19 protein-coding genes are annotated in these 17477 nt (G+C 47.7%); all 19 read right to left on the bottom strand.

Translation table 11 applies throughout. The annotated features are described in order from the left end of the window. Positions 1–111: 111 nt before the first annotated feature. Genes HYT31_00880 through wecB form a run of 19 tightly spaced genes read right to left on the bottom strand, consistent with a single transcriptional unit; the run spans position 112 to position 17476 of the window. Entirely contained in the window at positions 112–759 is a 648-nt protein-coding gene (locus tag HYT31_00880) for an SDR family oxidoreductase (GenBank protein MBI2050343.1), read from the bottom strand. Next, positions 749–1171, bottom strand: a complete 423-nt coding sequence (locus HYT31_00885) for a MaoC family dehydratase (GenBank protein MBI2050344.1) — start codon at positions 1169–1171, stop codon at positions 749–751. The genes HYT31_00880 and HYT31_00885 overlap by 11 nt, the downstream gene beginning before the upstream one ends. Continuing rightward, on the bottom strand, positions 1161–1400 hold the full coding sequence (locus HYT31_00890) for an acyl carrier protein (protein MBI2050345.1): 240 nt from the start codon (positions 1398–1400) through the stop codon (positions 1161–1163). Before HYT31_00890 ends, HYT31_00885 begins: the two co-directional genes overlap by 11 nt. Further along, positions 1393–1605 carry a hypothetical protein gene (locus tag HYT31_00895; protein ID MBI2050346.1) on the bottom strand — a complete coding sequence of 71 codons (213 nt, stop codon included), beginning with the start codon at positions 1603–1605 and terminating at the stop codon, positions 1393–1395. The genes HYT31_00890 and HYT31_00895 overlap by 8 nt, the downstream gene beginning before the upstream one ends. 43 nt (positions 1606–1648) lie before the next feature. Continuing rightward, complete coding sequence (locus tag HYT31_00900; GenBank protein ID MBI2050347.1) at positions 1649–2875, bottom strand: HAD-IIIC family phosphatase; 1227 nt, start codon at positions 2873–2875, stop codon at positions 1649–1651. Continuing rightward, positions 2868–3203 carry a 4'-phosphopantetheinyl transferase superfamily protein gene (locus HYT31_00905; protein ID MBI2050348.1) on the bottom strand — a complete coding sequence of 112 codons (336 nt, stop codon included), beginning with the start codon at positions 3201–3203 and terminating at the stop codon, positions 2868–2870. The genes HYT31_00900 and HYT31_00905 overlap by 8 nt, the downstream gene beginning before the upstream one ends. Before the next feature lie 36 nt (positions 3204–3239). Continuing rightward, positions 3240–4430: a hypothetical protein gene (locus tag HYT31_00910; protein ID MBI2050349.1), complete on the bottom strand. Its 1191-nt coding sequence runs from the start codon at positions 4428–4430 to the stop codon at positions 3240–3242. 9 nt (positions 4431–4439) lie between these two features. Continuing rightward, positions 4440–5882, bottom strand: a complete 1443-nt coding sequence (locus HYT31_00915; protein MBI2050350.1) for an MBOAT family protein — start codon at positions 5880–5882, stop codon at positions 4440–4442. A gap of 13 nt (positions 5883–5895) precedes the next feature. After that, entirely contained in the window at positions 5896–7002 is a 1107-nt protein-coding gene (locus tag HYT31_00920) for a DegT/DnrJ/EryC1/StrS family aminotransferase (GenBank protein MBI2050351.1), read from the bottom strand. Positions 7003–7005: 3 nt separating this feature from the next. Next, the gene (locus tag HYT31_00925; GenBank protein MBI2050352.1) at positions 7006–8001 is read right to left on the bottom strand and encodes an NAD-dependent epimerase/dehydratase family protein; all 996 of its coding nucleotides are present in this window, start codon (positions 7999–8001) and stop codon (positions 7006–7008) included. Further along, the gene (locus HYT31_00930; protein ID MBI2050353.1) at positions 7998–8717 is read right to left on the bottom strand and encodes a glycosyltransferase family 2 protein; all 720 of its coding nucleotides are present in this window, start codon (positions 8715–8717) and stop codon (positions 7998–8000) included. Before HYT31_00930 ends, HYT31_00925 begins: the two co-directional genes overlap by 4 nt. Positions 8718–8728: 11 nt before the next feature. Next, positions 8729–9343 carry a class I SAM-dependent methyltransferase gene (locus HYT31_00935; protein MBI2050354.1) on the bottom strand — a complete coding sequence of 205 codons (615 nt, stop codon included), beginning with the start codon at positions 9341–9343 and terminating at the stop codon, positions 8729–8731. Then, a complete protein-coding gene (locus HYT31_00940; protein ID MBI2050355.1) occupies positions 9340–10134 on the bottom strand; it encodes a glycosyltransferase in 795 nt (264 codons plus the stop codon). Before HYT31_00940 ends, HYT31_00935 begins: the two co-directional genes overlap by 4 nt. Before the next feature lie 2 nt (positions 10135–10136). Next, positions 10137–10895, bottom strand: a complete 759-nt coding sequence (locus tag HYT31_00945) for a methyltransferase domain-containing protein (protein ID MBI2050356.1) — start codon at positions 10893–10895, stop codon at positions 10137–10139. Next, a complete protein-coding gene (locus tag HYT31_00950) occupies positions 10892–12076 on the bottom strand; it encodes a glycosyltransferase family 4 protein (GenBank protein MBI2050357.1) in 1185 nt (394 codons plus the stop codon). Before HYT31_00950 ends, HYT31_00945 begins: the two co-directional genes overlap by 4 nt. Then, entirely contained in the window at positions 12073–13938 is a 1866-nt protein-coding gene (asnB, locus tag HYT31_00955) for an asparagine synthase (glutamine-hydrolyzing) (GenBank protein MBI2050358.1), read from the bottom strand. The genes HYT31_00950 and asnB overlap by 4 nt, the downstream gene beginning before the upstream one ends. A gap of 2 nt (positions 13939–13940) precedes the next feature. Further along, a complete protein-coding gene (locus tag HYT31_00960) occupies positions 13941–14681 on the bottom strand; it encodes a class I SAM-dependent methyltransferase (GenBank protein MBI2050359.1) in 741 nt (246 codons plus the stop codon). Continuing rightward, complete coding sequence (locus HYT31_00965; protein MBI2050360.1) at positions 14671–16422, bottom strand: hypothetical protein; 1752 nt, start codon at positions 16420–16422, stop codon at positions 14671–14673. The genes HYT31_00960 and HYT31_00965 overlap by 11 nt, the downstream gene beginning before the upstream one ends. Continuing rightward, the gene (gene wecB, locus HYT31_00970; protein ID MBI2050361.1) at positions 16412–17476 is read right to left on the bottom strand and encodes a UDP-N-acetylglucosamine 2-epimerase (non-hydrolyzing); all 1065 of its coding nucleotides are present in this window, start codon (positions 17474–17476) and stop codon (positions 16412–16414) included. The genes HYT31_00965 and wecB overlap by 11 nt, the downstream gene beginning before the upstream one ends. Between the last annotated feature and the right edge of the window lies 1 nt (position 17477).

Below are 17477 nucleotides of genomic sequence, written 5' to 3' on the forward strand. Positions count from 1 at the left end.
AACTATAGTGATATACCAATACTACCAAAAGTGTCAAAAAGTGTCAAAAGGTGTCATTGTTAATAAAAAATATCAAACAAAAAACCAATTATACTTAGTGTCCAGACAGCCCTATTGCCGACACTCTTTTTCGATATCCACAGCTATGTCTTCCGGAGTTAATTTTTCCGCAAAAGACCCCTCCATCTCAAGCATTACCCGGGGAAAATCTTTTGAAAGGCCCTTTCCTGTGGCATTTGGGGAATATTGGGTTACCATAATTCCCCTATATTTAAGCTCAAGCCCAAGCGCCTCGCACAACCCAACCAAAGCATGCTTTGCCGTAAGATATGGGCCCAGACGCGGCATGGAATGGTTCGTAATTGCCGAACCTAATACAAAAATTCGGCGCAATGGGTGCTTGTGGGCAAGCAAGGCCTGCGCGACATGCCACAATCCTTTTACCTGTGTCTGCCAGTGCGCCTCATAATCCTCCCAACTCTCTTGAGAAAACTTTTTAAACTCAATCGGAGCGGCAACCGAGTATACGACATTATTAACCGGATCGCAGTCCGACAATACTGAATCAACGGCATCTGGGTCGGTTACATCAAGCGTCATAACCGATCCAACAATGCCTTTTGGCGGGCGGTACTCCCCTACCCCTGAATGTGTAAGCACCAAACTATGGCCTGTCTTAAAAAGGCGCTCACTGATAACTTTCCCAAAGGAGCTGGACGCGCCTATGATGAGCGTGGTTTGTATACTATTATCCGCCATAATGTCTATCACCTACTTTTGCCTCTCCTAAAACTGCGATTTCGCCCTGCGCATTGGTAATGGTAGTTTTAATCCGCAGCAGGGACACGGATTCAAGTTTTTCGGTTATCTCCCCGGCGACCGTAACTACATCTCCGACCAACACCGGCTTCCGGAATTCGGCGGTTTGCGAAAGGTACATATTATCATTCCCCAAAAAATACATGCCCACGAGCCGGGAAAATAAAGAAGCAAGAAGCATACCATGCGCCACGCAATCATCAAATCCCTTTTCCTGTGCAAAAACGCGGTCAGCATGCAGAAGATTCTTGTCGCCGGTAAGCGACGCAAAATCCGTTACCATGCCCCGCGTTATAGTAATGTTAAATGATTCCCGGTCGCCGACGTTACTATTGCCCCAATTAGCACTCATACTCAACAGCGTATTTATCAAGCGCCGCTTTAATGTCTGCGACCTTTTTAACGGAAACAACTTCGTCAATAGTAAACGTAACCCCATAAGATTTTTCAAGCTCTGCCACAATCATGAGTCCGTTAAACGAATCCCAGCTCGGCGTGTTATCTACAGATGTTTCTTCTGTAATGTCCTCTGCGGAGATGCCGAGAATCTCCGACAAAATCAGATATAATTTTTTATTCATAAGGCGCAACCGATGTGCTAATAAAATCCAGCGGCTCAAACGTAAAATCACTTAAATCGTGTTCCCAGATGTCTTCCTCTCCGGATGCGCCTGCTTGTGCTACAAACCCGAAATCTCGGTAAAAGTCACGGACCTGGCTATTTTTCCGGGTTGGCAGATATTTCCCAACCACCTTTTTTGCCGCAATCTCTTTAAGCTGGTTCAAGACCGTCCCAAAAAACTGGCACTCTATCCTCTTTCCTAGAATTCTACACGAAAGCAGCAAAGTGTCTATCTCCCAGCACCTCTTCTTGGTACCGGCGCGTGGTAAGATTGAACTGGTTAGTTTTTTGGGTAAGCTGCGAAGCGCGGGCAACATGTTCGTCGAGGATCGGGTGGATGTTAATGCGCATCCGGAGCCCCCGCAAAAAACTTTCAAGGTCAATAGATTTCTCTTTAAGCTTTCTCCTTTTTTTTTCGTCGGCATACATATGCGCTTTTTTGCGGTCCTCGTCTGTAATGCTGAACCGTGTGAATCCTTTATACGAACGCAGCGCAGACACGTACTCCCGCGGATCGCGCGGAAGATCAATCACCGCCATCTCGGGAAGCGCGGACGCAACCAGTTCCCGATTGCGCGGATCATCGTCAATAAACACCATGCTCTCAAGGCCGATGTTCAGCTCCTGCGCCAGCTCCTGCATGTTCTGCGCCTTGTTGCTCCAGTTAATGCGGGCTGCCGCAAAATCGTCTTCCGTAAGCAGCATATGCCTATGCTTCGCAAACACCTCCGCAACGTCGGCTTCGTTATTCCTGCTGTTGATGGCCAATATAATGCCGCTCTCCTGTAATTGCTTAATGGCACGCTGGAATTCGTAAAAAGGCGATCCCGCGCCACTCGGCGAAAGCGCGATGCCGGAGAGCCCATCTTCTCCGATAACACCTCCCCAGAGCGTATTATCCAAATCCAGCACCAGACACTTTTTTGTTTTCCCGGCAAGCGGCACCAGATATGCGACAAGCTCGTTTGCAAAAAGCTCAAACGCATGCGGCGCGAGCCGCATATCGGCAAGCTCGCGGTACTTTGTGTTCCAGTAGGCGTCCTTACCGAGAGACGCAATCCAACGGTTGAAATCAAAAACATGCACCTGCGTATTGTTTTTAAACCGGCGCACAAGCTCCTCGTTTACCGCTGTATCTGCCGCAGATTCGTCAACTTTGGTGCATACAATTATTTTTGCCGAAGTTTTAAAGCACAGCTGGTCAATCAGGGATATTTGGCTCACGGCATCCTCAAAATCCACTACCAGATAAATAATATCCAGTTTAAACGCGTACAACTCCTCTCCTAAAATTTCCTGCTGCCACTGCCCATACTCCCCGAGGTACGCCTGGATTGGGATGCCATAACGCGCGGCCTGTTGGCGCAGCTTTTCTTCCACCCCTTTAACGGTGAAATTAGAAAGCAACGCTGCATGGTATGTTGTTTTATGCATAGCGCGCCGCAACCGCAACCGCGGTTTCGTCGGTGTGGCTAATGCTTATATAGAAGTGTTTGCTCGTCTCCCCGTCGATGCAGGCACGGGGCGTGCCGTCCTTTTGGTGCGCAACGGAAATGCGGTCAAACCTGCCGACCAGATCCCCGCCCGCAGCTTTCATAAGCGCTTCTTTCGCGGCGTACAACCCGGCCAAACTCGCGGACGGATTCGGGCGGTTGAATGCGTATTCCCATTCCTCGTGCGTAAAAAACTTTTTCCAATGCGGAAAATCACCCTGCGCAAGCTTGATAAAACGGCGGACAGCAATAATGTCAATTCCTATCATATGCAGTTCTATTTAAAATATAACACACTGCGCCAATCAGTCCAGCGCGGCCTCCCAATACATTTCAGCGGGCGTGGTGCGCGGATCCTCCAACACATTCGTAAGCCGGGCGCGCAGGGATGCGCAATCTTCAAATATGTCCCCGCTGCACAATGCATCGAGTATGTGCGTAAACAAAATGGATATGCCCGTCTCGGTTGCATGGAACCCGTCCAGCATGTAAGTATCTTCAAGCCCCCATGCGCTGATGTCCGAAAAATCGAAAAACGGGAATCCGCGCTTCGTAAAAACCGGCGGAATTTGTTCCGAGAAAGCGCTTGCAAACGGAGCATAATGCGAATGTATAATCGCCTGGTATGCGTCGCTCGCAAACGGACCCGCAACTCCAATAACCGTTATGCCGCGCTTTTGGGCTTTTTCCAGAAACTCATCCAGCAACGCAACGCCGCGCTCATCAAAAGAGCTTTCAAGCTCAAAAGGCGGGTATCCGTTTTCCGCGCGCTCCACCACGGGGTTGGTTTCCCGGTCAACATATGAGGGATCCTCACGCATCATGCGCACATAGGTGCCGTACTGCCGGCTCCCGTCCCGCCTGAATCCGTCGCCGTTCTCAATAGCCGCAATGCCGATTGCGTGATTATTGGTAAGTGGATCCTTTCTGGTAAATACCGCAGCCACATAAGAAGGGTCTTTCAATAACGCAGTAAACAAATGCCGGCTTGCGTAGAGGTAGGAACGCCAATTGTATGCCTCTTCCCCTCTCACATGCTCTCTTGCAAACGCCCGCGTCTCAATGCGGGAGCTGTCAAACCACCACATGTCCACCCCCAGGATAATAATATCCGGCGCATCTTCTTCTTTAAGAATATCAATAAAATCAATTAGATCCCTGAGGCTGATAAGCATATTGCCTGCATTATAAAAAATATACGCGCCGCCAAACACCTCCTGTCGCAGTTCCAAAACACGGGAGGAACCAAGCGCAAGAACATCAACATCCTGCTGCTGTACATTGAAATACTTGTACTTTGCGGTTTCTTCGGAAACAACCCGCCGCGCGAACAAATATTCCTCGGGCCGCGCCTGTTTGTCTACAACACTCTGCAATGTAGTAACTTCACCGGAGGCAATTGCCAAAAAAATTCCAAAACCCACCAGAGCAAAAACCGGGGCAAAAAACAATGCCATGGTTTTAAGGAACGCTCGGATATCTACAGTGTATTGCATATATATATCCTAAAACTGGAAATAGATAAACGGATGGTAATCGTAATTACCCAAAAGGAGTAAACACAGAATAATGGCGTAGTAAATTCCCCACCGAACCAACACGGGCGCCTTTTCAATGCGCAGCACATGCTCTTTGGTGCGCTGTTTCCATTCCACCAGCACAAACAACACCGCCATGATTGTTTTTTTAACAAACATGGGAGCGAAAAATATGGCAACCATCTCAGGAGATGCGTCGGCGGCTATGGTGCCAAAAATATGCAGCGCTTCTGAAAGAGACTGCGCCCTAAAAAAAACAAACCCAACCAGCACCATGCAAAAGGTAAGTGAAATTTGCAAAAATCCGCCCATCCGATCCCAGTACTTTTTAATTGCATGGTATACAATAATAAATACAGCCTGTGAAAATCCGAACACAATAAACGTCCAGGCAGCTCCGTGCCATAACCCCAACAGAGAAAGCCCAATAATAGTGGCAAGATAAAAAGAAACGCTATGGCGAACTGCCGGAGCAAAACGGGCAATGTCCTTAATGCGCGAAATGCGCATATATAGTGGAACAAAAATAAAATCCTGAAACCACGAGGTGAGTGTAATGTGCCATCGGCTCCAGAATTCTGAAATGTTTTTTGAAAAATACGGATACCGGAAGTTTCTGCTTAAATCAATCCCGAACAAGCGAGCCGTGCCAACTGCTATGTCCGAATACCCGGAAAAGTCGCAGTATATCTGGACCGCAAAAAAAACAGTAGCCGCAAAAAGCTGGGGCCCGGCAATAGTCTCCGGGTTCCTGTATGCGAGCTCAACCACTGCGGCTATGTTATCAGCAATCACCGCTTTCTTAAAAAGCCCCCATAGTATTTGGCGCACGCCATCATAGGCTTTTGCCAATTCAAAAACACGCTTTTCCTTAAACTGCCCCAACAAATGGGAGGCGCGCTCAATGGGGCCCGCAACCAGCTGGGGAAAAAACGAAACAAACACGAAAAACTGCACCCAGTCACGGGTTGGGCGTATTTTCCCTTGGTACAGCTCAATGCTGTAGCTTAGTGTTTGGAACGTATAGAAACTGATTCCTACCGGCAGTATAATATGCAGTGTGGAAAGCGACGCATCCGTGAATCCGGCGACTGCGAGCAGGCTTTGCAGTGATTCCACGAAAAAATTAAAGTACTTAAAAAATCCCAAGAGCGAAAGGTGCACCAAAATACTTACCAGAAACCAGTGCTTTTTTGCGCGGCGCGTTTGTGCGCTATAAAGCTTTTGGCCCACAATAAAATCCGTTGCGCTTGAAATGAGGATGAGCGACAAGAACCGCCAATCCCACCATGCGTAAAACACGTAACTCGAAAAGAGCAGAAATAGATTCTGCTCTTTTCTGTGCATCCTCCAGTACGCCAAAAATACAATCACGAGAAAAAGAAAAAAAAGTGGTGAGTTAAAGCTCATGGGTTGTGGTTAATCATGGAGCGTACCTATTGCATGCCGCAATGACTGTATCTATCGCCTCTCTGCTTAATGTCGGATAGAGGGGAATGCTGATGGCTGTTGCGTGTATTGCTTCGCTCACCGGATACTGCTGGGTGGCCCAGTCGGCAAATGCTGCTTGTTTGTGGGGAGAAACCGGATAGTGAATAATAGTCCCAATCCCTTGCGTTGACAAATACTCCTGAAACGCATCCCTCTCTTTTGTGCGTACCACGAATAGGTGCCACACATGCGATTCATCGCTCTCTGTAGAGGGCAGTATTAATCTTTGGTTTGCAATACGTTCCGCGTATTGCCTGGCGATGGCGCGCCTTTTTTGGTTATCTGCATCCAAGTATTTAAGTTTAATGGACAATATAGCGGCGTGTAGTTCGTCCAATCGGCTGTTCATCCCTTGGTACTGGTTGTAGTATTTTTTATGGCTCCCGTAGTTTCTTAAGGCGCGAAGTGTTTCGGCGAGTGCATCATCATTCGTAGTAATCGCGCCCGCATCGCCTAAGGCCCCTAAATTCTTTCCGGGATAAAAACTGAATCCCGCGGCATCTCCCAAGGAACCGGCTTTCTTGCCTTGATATGCAGCTCCGTGTGCCTGTGCCGCATCTTCTATAATTTTCAAACCGTGCTTATCCGCAATCTCCTGTATCTGTGCCGAATAACCAACCAGGCCATATAAATGAACCACAAGTATGGCTTTTGTTTTTTTGGTTATATACTGTTCAATGAGACTAGCGTCAAGATTATACGTATTAATATCCGGCTCAACCAAAACCGGCTTGAGCCGATTTTCCGTAATTGCAAGAATGGTTGCGATGTACGTGTTCGCAGGCACGATGATTTCGTCGCCTTCCTTAAATATACCAAGCTCTTTGTACGCGCGGATGATCAAAACAAGAGCTTCCAACCCGTTGCCCACGCCAACGCAGTATGTGGTCCCGCAATACTCGGCAAATTCTTTTTCGAATGCGGAAACCCGCTCGCCGAGGATATAATGGCCTGAATCAATGACTGAAGTGACGGAACCAATTATCTCATCCCGATGCCTGGCATTAATTTCTTTTAGGTTTAAAAATGGAATCTTCATACTCTAATCCACATACTTATCCAAATGCTCTTTGTAGTATGCAATCGTTTTTCCAAGCCCCTCGCGCAAGGGCGTCTTTGGCTGCCAGCCAAGATCATTCTTAATTTTATCAAAACTGCCATAGTAATCCCCAATGTCTATCTTTTTCTTTTCTTCGGGCCAAGGAACAAGCTCGCAACTGCCACGCCCGGAAAGCTCCACCAAAAGCTCGGCCAGCTCTTTTAAGCTGACAATGTCCGCGCTTCCAAGATTATAAATCTGTCCGTTAGCCTGTTCGTCTGAACCAACCAGCAAAAGCGCGTCGCAGACATCATCCACAAAATTCAAATCCCGCTTCTGGCTGCCATCCCCGTACAGCTGAATGATATTCCCCTCAACCGCTTGGCGGATAAACCAACCAATAAAGCCCTGGCGATTATGCTTTACCAGCTGGCGCGGGCCATACACGTTGGTCATGCGCAAGCTGGCTGCCCGGATGCCATACACGTTGTTGTACAAAATATGGTACCACTCACCTGCATTGATGTTGATGCCGTTCACGTCTGTGGGCTGGATTGGGTGCTTTTCGTCTGCAGGCAAATACTGCGGTTTGCCATAGATCTGGCGTGATGACGCATAAATGATTTTAATTCCCGGGTTAAACTGCCGGCACGCTTCCAGAATAGACACCTGGCTAGTGACGTTGATTTCTAAATCAGTGAGTGGGTCTTTCATGCTATCAATGTGCGAAACCTGGCCTGCTAAATTAAAAAGATAGTCTTTGCCCTGGATTAAATGGTTGATGCTGTAGCGGTCGCGGATATCACCAATGTTAATAATGAGCTTATCTTGAATATCCTCCACGTTGAACATATTCCCGCCATACGACCAAATCAACGAATCAATAATGGTGACATTCGCTCCGAGCGCAACCAAACGGCGTGCCAAATTGGAACCGATAAACCCCAAGCCGCCGGTAATCAAAACGTTCTTTCTTTGGTATGCTTCCTCTATATTCATAGCTTCTTTTTAAACAAAATCAAATCAAACCACATAAACATCAGTTGCCATAACGTGCGGAATACGCGCCGAAAATTGAAGAACTGGGACGTGCCATACATGCGGAAGTAGTGATGCACGCCGACCTGCGCGAACTTGAATCCGGCCTGCTGAAACTTTTTAACCATTTCTATAGTGATGGTGCCCGTACTACTGGTGAGCGCGACTTTATCAAATACCTTTCGCCTAATCAGACGATAATCGCAGTCCGGATCGCGGATGGGAAGCCAGAACGCGAGGCGCATTATTTCTTGGTAAAACCAACCGACGAGAATGCGATGCAGTGGATCATGACGCTTGATTTTAAATCCGTTCACAATGTCCACATCATCAGACATCTTTTCCAGAAGCAAGGGCAGTTCTTTTACGTCATACTGCCCATCCCCATCCGTATAGAAAATCAAATCCTTAATTGCGGCTGCAAAACCGGAACGCAGCGCCCCCCCGTAACCGCGATTTTTTTCGTGCATCACGAGCTTCAGTTTGGCAACATCATGCTGGAGATGCAACAAAAGCTCACGGCTGCCATCTGTAGATCCGTCGTCAATCACAATGATTTCATAATCATCCGTAAGGCGTTCAAGAACTTTTTTTACTTCCAACACCAAAGAAGCAATAGTCCCTTTGTCGTTGTAGCAGGGAAAGAACGCAGAAATTGAGTATGGTGTGGTGCGCATAAGTGGAGTAGTTATTTTTCTAAAAAGGCATAATATCCGCTCGTCTGTTTGCTTTGTGATTTTCCAAAAGTCCTGTCGAGCAACCTGCATATTGCCCGCAATATGCCAATCCTCCCCAGCGGGCTGATGTGCAGCCATGTTTCGAGGGCACCGCGAACATTCTGGAATTCAACCCGTGAAAAATCACGACTTAAATGGCGGATTGCGTCCTCGGAGAACCGCCAATAGTCCTTATAGTAGCCTACTTCAGCATGGTAGTAAAACAAAAAAGGAACATAAATAAAGCAGTATCCGCCCGGCTTGAGCACCCGGAACATTTCTTGGAACGCCTGAGTAGGATTTTCCACATGCTCCAAAACTGCCAGGCATAGTATTGCTTCTTGGCTTGCATCTCCAAACGGCAGATGATGGATGTCGCCGACAATGTCCGGATTAAAATCAGGAACCGGATCCAGTATTTTGTAATCAACCTCTTTAAAATATGGAGCAATCCACGCGCGCTTGGGATCGTATCGGTTGCCGCGCCCCTTAAGCACGCGCAAACCGCCGCCGATATCAATAACTGTTCTGCGCTCACTAAAAATCTTAGTAATTTTTTCTTTAAAAAACAAATCCCAGGGCGTCATATTTTTTTCGTTATATATAATCTCCAAAGCCGCCAAACTATCCTGAGATGGTATGCAGCATTATGGTACTCATACCAAAATGGCAGGCGGCTTCTAGGTCTCCGCACGAGTCCTATGGCATATTTTACCCAGTACTTAAAAAACTTTTTAATATTTGCGCTTGTTTTTAAAAACAAGATTTTCGGAGTGATAACTATGTCCTGCAGCTGCATGTCAATATATCCCGACCACTTTTCTTGAAGCACACTAATATCCTCAAGCGGCACATATTCAGGATTCAAAAGCGTACCGACTTGATACCCGATCTTAATTGTAATGCGCTCATGAATCCGTTTTATAAACCCCTCAACGGCAGGTAGATAGAAAAAACGCACTTGATAACTAGGCCGCAACCGGTCTATTATTTTCTTCCCAACAACCGGCACACGGGGAAGATTGTACGCAAAGTAAATATTATCCTTGCCTCGCGCAATAATGCCTCGAATCTCCTCTACTGCGGCTTGGGACAAGTATTCATCGCTGTCAATATATAAAAACCAGTCATGTTTAGCCAATGCAATGCCCTTGTTCCGAACGTCGGCAAAGTGTTCAATACGGATATTTTGCTTGTTCGTCTCTCGTTGCGGAACAATCCGAGCATGGTACTGTTTTGCAATTTTGCGAGTTTGATCCGTGCTGTTGCCATCTAAAACAATAATATCATCAAAATCCTTAACACTTTCCAGACATCGGCCTAATGTTTGTTCTGAATTGTAGGTCAGCACTTCCACGGTACACCGAACTTTTTCCATAGCTATTGCTTTCGGCCGATAATAATATTCGTATCTCTGGTGCCAGGAATCATGTACGCAAGCATCCGAAATAAACTTACATACCACGACCGCACAGAAGCTAGGGAAAGTTGAATCCGCATGCTCTGGACATTGCATGTTTGTATACTACTTACCCCAAGCCAATCAAACATGTGTGCTAATTCGCTTAGTGTATACTCGCGCCAGTGACCTTCATAGTTCTCTCCGCGGTTAAAAAAGTTTGGCAAATGGCCGGAAACGGGCGAGCGACCGAATAGCAACCGAATGCGGTTCAATAAATGGCTGATGTTCGGTGTTGCAATATAGAGCAGGCCGGCCGGCTCCAAAACATCAAGCATACACCCCAAAAACCGTTTGGGATCCTTTTGGTGCTCAATGGTTGCAATGCTGATGACTGCCCCGTATGTCCCGCCCACATCATCCCGCAGAATGTCTTTAGGTACAATGGACAATCCATGCTCTTCCCAAACAGCCTTTAGACCTTCAATATCACGGATGCCGAATGTGTTGTTCGGCTCAAACATGTACTTATCAACGCCCATGACATTGTAGCCGAGTAGTATGAGCGCCACGTCCAAAATCCCGATGCCGCAGCCGACATCTAAAATCGCGCTCTCTTTAGGGATGTGTTTGGTGATATGGAGCAGGTGGACGAGGTTGTTATTAAACTCCCATCGCTGCTTGTCGCTGTACGGGGACAGCACGCCATATGCTTTAGTGAGTGCTTCTGTATGTGTCATAGCGCATGTAACCCTTCCATGACAATGCTATCAAGTCGCTCTTGTGAAAACAGGTCTTGGCTTAACGCTAACGCATTTTTTGACAATTGACGGCGCAGGTTAATGTCTTGAAGCTTTAAAATTTGCTTTACAAATTCATCTTTTGTATCAGCAAACAAAGCGTGCTTTTTGTCTTGATACAGATATCCGGCAATGCCACGCGACGACACGACTGACGGGATTCCATACACAAGCGGCTCAAAAATCTTCTGCTGCATGCCTGCACCCATAATGGAAGGAATCACTGCCGCATCAGCTTCATTCATAAGAAACGCGTCCAGATCATCAACAAACCCTTCTTCTTTTATATTGTTGACGCACAATACGGATAAATCTTTTGGCAGTTTCTTGCCCAGAATATGGAAAAAGAATTTTCCGGGAGCGCGCTTTTCCACCTCCGGCGCCACTTCTTTGATAATGAACTCAGCCGCTTTTCGGTTATGGTGCACATTGTACGAAGCGCCCATGAAAAACAAATGCAGTACGTCGCTCTCGCGGATATCCCGCGACTGTTTCGCCAGACGCGGCAAGCTACGCAAGGGCAGAGTGGCGACCCGTTTTGCGCCCAATTTCTTGTATTGACGTTCCTCGTTGGGGGTTATGGCGAACAGGTAATCGCTCGCGCGTATAGTGTGTAATTCTGAATACCACTTGGGTAAAAATTTTATGAGATTCGTGATACTCACCCCATCTTCCTGTAAAAAGTGACTCGGCTCAACATTGATTGACCGCGTAACAATAGGGATGTTCCGCTCTCTGAAAATATGATACAGCGGGTAGAGGTACGTATACTCAAACCACGCGACATCCGGCTTGAACTCGCTGATTGCGGTTCTGACTGCCTGCTGAATGCCGGGAAGCTTGTACTCGTACGCCGCGCCGTCCCAATTGATTGGATTCAAAAACTGCGTGAGTTTTTGAAAAAAGCTCTTTTGTTCATAAGGAATCAAATCAATGACCATGCCACGCTCGCGGCCCCATGACATGATGGCATCCCTATCCTGCCAATCAAAATATTTTGAGACGATGCGCACATCAAAACCCAAACGTTTTAACTGCAAAAATCCGGACAACCTATCCTGCTCGCACGCACCTGTAGTTGGTAGGGGGAATTTGGGGCTGATAATGAGTATTTTTTTCATGAATACTTTTCCATAAATGTACGATACCACATCTGAAATGTCATCACAGACCAAAGCGTGTTCAAGGCATATTGTTTTTTGCCGATGTGGGCATCAAGCATCTTCTGTAAGGCCTTAAAATCAAACAGGTCTTTGGTGCCGGTGCAGTAGGATTCGGAGAGTACCTCGCGGAACAGCGGCTCCATGGACCCGCGCAACCATTTGGCGGCCGGGGAAAACCAGCCCCATTTTGGCTGATTCCGCACAAAATCCGGCAAATATTCAGCCATTGCCTCGCGTAATATTACCTTGCCTTGGTAGTGTTTCCCGACATTCGCAAATCCAAATCCCTTGCTTCCAAGCTTCCACGCAACCGGAATGCGGTCCGCGAGTTCCACGAGCTGGTGATCCAAAAACGGCACGCGCTGTTCCAAACCATGCGCCATGGACATTTTATCACTGCGCAATAATGACTCATCAGGCAGCCAACTCTGGATATCGGTCCGCATAAACTGGCGCGTGAAATCTTTAACATCAACTGTTTTAAAAAAACGCTCGCGCATATACACAGGCAGTACTGATGGGTCATTATGGCTTTTTAGGAACGACGAAATAGTATCTTCTTTTTGCGCGAAAAAGCTCAAATACCGATCAACACCGGGCTTTGCGTCCAGTTTGTCCCGCAATGATGACTTTCTAAGTATGGAGGCCGTGAGTTTTGCTCCGGGCAGCCGGCGAATGGTTCCCACAATTGCGTTGTAGTAGTACCGCTCATACCCACCAAAAAGTTCGTCTCCCCCGTCGCCTCCGAGGACTACTTTGACGTGCTCTGTCGTATGCCGCGCCAGAAGCAAATTGACCGCTTGAATGTGGTTGGAGATGGGCTCATCCATGTGGTAGACCGCCTTCTCCAGAGTATCCAAAACATCATCTGCGGATACCACATACTCATGGTGCTTTGTCTTAAAGTGCTCTGCGGTGCGGCGCGCAACCAAAAAATCATTGTTGTACTTATCCGCTTCTTCGGTTTCCTCAAACCCGATTGAAAACGTGTTCACCTTATCCGACATGTTGGACATAATGCCCGCAATAATGGTTGAGTCAATGCCTCCGCTCAAAAATACCCCAACCGGACGGTCGGACATAAGCCGTTTCTTGACTGAATCATGCATCAGTTCGCTGACCTCGCGCTTTGCCTGTTCCTTATCGGTAAGTAGTAATTCGTTTTTGATTTCCCAATAGCACGCCTTTTTGACATCTCCTGCCTTGCTAACCAGTGCGTAGTGACCTGGCTCAAGCTTAAAAACATTCTGCCACATGGTTTGCGGTGACGGAACATAGAGCAGCCGGAAATAAATATTGAGTGCATCATAATTAAGCGGCGCATCCACATCATGTTCAAGAATCGCTTTGGCTTCCGAAGAAAAAATAAATTGACCGCCTTTATGGTAATAATACAATGGCTTGATACCGATGCGGTCGCGGGCGATGAACAATTCCTCGCTCTCCGTGTTCAAAATGGCCAATGCAAACATGCCGTTGAATTTTTGCAGGCATTCCGGCCCCCACTCCTGGTACGCGTACAATATGACTTCGGTATCTGTTTTTGATACAAATGAATACCCTTTTGTTTGGAGCTCTTTTTTGATGTCTAAAAAATTATATATCTCGCCGTTAAAAGTAATAACAAACTTTTTGCCCGCACTCACCATGGGCTGGTGGCCTTTTTCGCTTAAATCAATAATAGATAAGCGGTTGTGGCCCAATGACCATTGGTCCGACAAAAACACGCCGCTAGCATCCGGACCGCGGTGTTTTGTGATGCTGTTCATTTTTTGAATCAACGCATCGTCTTTGAAATTAAATCCGTTTATGCCGCACATACTTATTTTTTACGCGCGATGCAGAGCACCGAAAGCCCAAAAGGAAAATTAACATATAGTATGAGTTTCGCCTCAAAAAAAAGGACCCATTTAAACAAAAAATTCAAGACTGGGTTCGCGCGGAACGTGCTCCCCGCAATATCTTTTTGCGGATACCAGTGTTCGGAAAACCGCTTCGCGACTGCCAAAGGAAACAAGAAACAGTTTACGTGGGATGCTTTTTCTATCAAGAATCCGGCCTCCGAAAGCTTTTGCATGAGTTCTCTTTTCGCATATCGCTTCTTGGTCCACACCACGTCATCCTGGTGCCCGCGCAACCAGTCGTAAGCAGGCTCCCGCACAATCAGGATGCCGCCGGGCCGCAACACCCGCCAGAACTCCCGAAGCGCCTGCGCATCATTCCCTGCCTTGGCGTGGTACAGCACGTCAAGGCAGGTCACCGCAGCAAACATAGCATCCGGATACGGCAATTCGGTAATTGAGCCAAGCGCAATGCGCTCGGCAATGTGCTTTTCTTCAGCAAACGCAATGGCGGCCGGAGATTGATCGATGCCATATATGCGTCCATACTGCGCAAGCAGATTGAACACGCCCCCGGTGCCACACCCCGCATCCAAAATAACATTCTCCTGCCCACGCGGAACATATCGGGAAAGTTCCGCATCAATAATGCGCTGCATTCCTACGTGCCACCAAAATGCTCCTTCGCGCTCGTTCATGAGTTGGTATGCTTCACGCTCCATGCGCCATATCATTAAACATAAATATCGCGATGCCATCACGATCATATACTTTAGCAAGATCGGGATACTGGTCTAACTTCCACTCCGGGTTGAGTGTTTTATCCCACACAAAATAATCCAAACGATAACGCCGCAGCAAATCAAGATTCCAGCCATTCTGCGCCAAACGATCGTATGTAGATTGCACAAGCGCGAGCTCGCGCGCAAGCGAAAACTCGGTCGTCCATGGAACCCCCAAGCGGTCGTGCAACCAGTGCGTGTTCCGCTCAATCATCGCAGGCTGGGTCCATAGAATTCTTGGAACCTCCCCGAGCCCGAAGTTTGCCGCTTTGAATTGACCAATGTCAAAAAAATGAAACAAGAGAGTCCGTTCAATAATCTCAGCATCGCTGGCCAATAAATAGTACGCATTCTCGCTGTAGTACACGTTCGCATGCGTGTACACAGGTACGAGCCACATGAATCCGAGATTTGAGAACACAACCGAATCAGTCGGCGCATTCCCGTTTATCCACGCCAGAGAATCTGTATAGCGCTGCTCGATCTCTTCTGTGGCCGCAATCCGTAAACTGCGCTGGTACGGAGGGAAATTGAATGTCTGGAGCCGCCAGGCTGGCACTGCCACCATGAGTGCCACCGCGCCTGCGACGGACGCATCAAACATCTTCCGCGCTGCCCACGCATGTTTAAAAATGACGTTAAACAGATACTGCCCCGCAAGAAAATATACAAAAATCGGCATATACGACCAATGATTCGCATTCTCAACGGTAATGCCAGTGATAATTTGATGATTAGGATAGACGACATTCGCGATAAGCAGCGCGAACAGAATGTGCGAACGCTGTTCGCGCTGCAAACAATAATGTCGTGTCACAAAGATAAAGAACGCAAGCCATACCAGAGCAACGGCGAGCCGCGGAAACGTCTCCGGCCAGTGGGTGGAAAACACGCCCATGCGCAAGGCCATCTCATGGTAAAAAGGCGCTTCTACGCCAAAAATGACGCGAACCAAATAGGGCCCCGCAATGACCAACGCAACGGCCGCAATCGCGAGGTGCCGCTTGAACTGAACATGGTCCCGCCGCACAATCAACAGCAGCGCGTACACGCCCAACACTACCAATAAAAACGACCAGTGGAAAAAATACGTCAAAAACAGCAATCCAAGCGCCAGGCCGCACATGAGCGTGCGCAATCGCTTATATTTGTTTTCGAGAATAAGCCCAAACCAGCTCAACAAAAATATCAACAACAATGGGAATGATACGACCGGGTGAATCGGTTTGGTCATGCCGCCAGTCACCACCGTAAAAAACGCGAGTGAAAGCACAAACGAACTCGCACGATTGGGGTATAACAACATCAGCAATAAGTAAAACAGCGCCGCCATCAATGCGGGCGAAACAAATGTCAGCCCAGCCTGGAGCGCGGGGATGGAGATGTGCAGACTCCAGGCAAAAAATGCCATAAACAGTTCTCCACCAACCGCCTGCGGGTATGTCTCGTCTTTATGTTCGGCCACGTATGGGTTGTTCATGTCCAAATGCCCATCCAATGCCTCATGCGCCCGGGACAAATAAAAGTTCGCGTCATCGTTGAACTGCGGCCAGATACCTTGAAAACTGTCCCCCATTCGCTGCAGCGAAAAGAAAAGCGGTAGAACACTAAACGTGCCAACCAGTAGGGCAACCGCGACAAGCGGCCAATACTTTTTGAGTAACAAAAATTTACCGGACATGCAGTTGCTTCTTTATGATGGACACAATGCGCGCCGACGTTTTTCCGTCCCAGTATTTGATGCGCGCCGTTCGCTTTTTAAAATTGACCCCGTGGTACGCTTTTAGGATTGAGCGTTTCGCAACGCCGCCAATGATATTTGTCCCGCTGGTGACAGTAATTGGCCGTTCGGTTTCCGTACGCAAGGTAAGGCAGGGAATGCCCAGGTAGCTTGTTTCTTCTTGCACGCCGCCCGAATCCGTGAGTACTAAGCGCGCATGCTTCAAATATGAGACGGCTCGTGCATACGAGAGTGGAGGCAGTAAATGACATGCAACCTTGAGCTTCTTTGTAAGACCGAACTTCTGCGCCATTTTTTTGGTGCGCGGATGTAGGGGCAGGTAGATGATTGCATCTTCGGCAATGACCTCAAGTGCCGCGATAATCTCGGAAAACACTTTTTTGCTGTCAACATTTTCCGTCCGGTGCAGCGTGCAAAAGTAATACTTCCCACTGACTTTTTTTGCCTTTTTTATAAACAGTTTGAGCGTATCAATCATGATGTTCCCGACAAAGTGCACACAGCCTGTAATGCCTTCGCGCTTGAGGTTCTTAACTCCCTCTTCTTGGGTGACGAACAACAGGTCTGACAGCCGGTCTGTTTGTATACGATTATGCTCTTCCGGCATCTTGTTATTGAATGACCGCAACCCAGCCTCTACGTGGCCGAGGGAGATACGCATTTTCTTTGCGACCTGCGCCGCCCACAAGGTTGCGTTCACATCTCCAACCACAATAACCATGCGCGGCTCTTCTTTTTTGAATATTTTTGCAAGTCCGGCTTTGATGTCGTGCATCTGTTCTTTGCTTGACGTGTGAGACGGCTTGAGTGTGTAGTCGGGCTTGAGGTTGAATTCTTTTAAAAAATCATCAGCCATGTTCTTGCTGAAGTGCTGGCCCGTGTTCACTAAAAAATGGCGCATCTTCTGCTTTTTGAGCTCGCGGACCAGAGGCGCGACTTTCATAAAATTCGGCCGCGCTCCTGCGATGATTGCTATGGATGGCTGTTTGGTCATA

The organism is Parcubacteria group bacterium, from assembly GCA_016181765.1.
Classification (GTDB): Bacteria; Patescibacteriota; Patescibacteriia; order UBA2169; family UBA2169; genus CG10-46-32.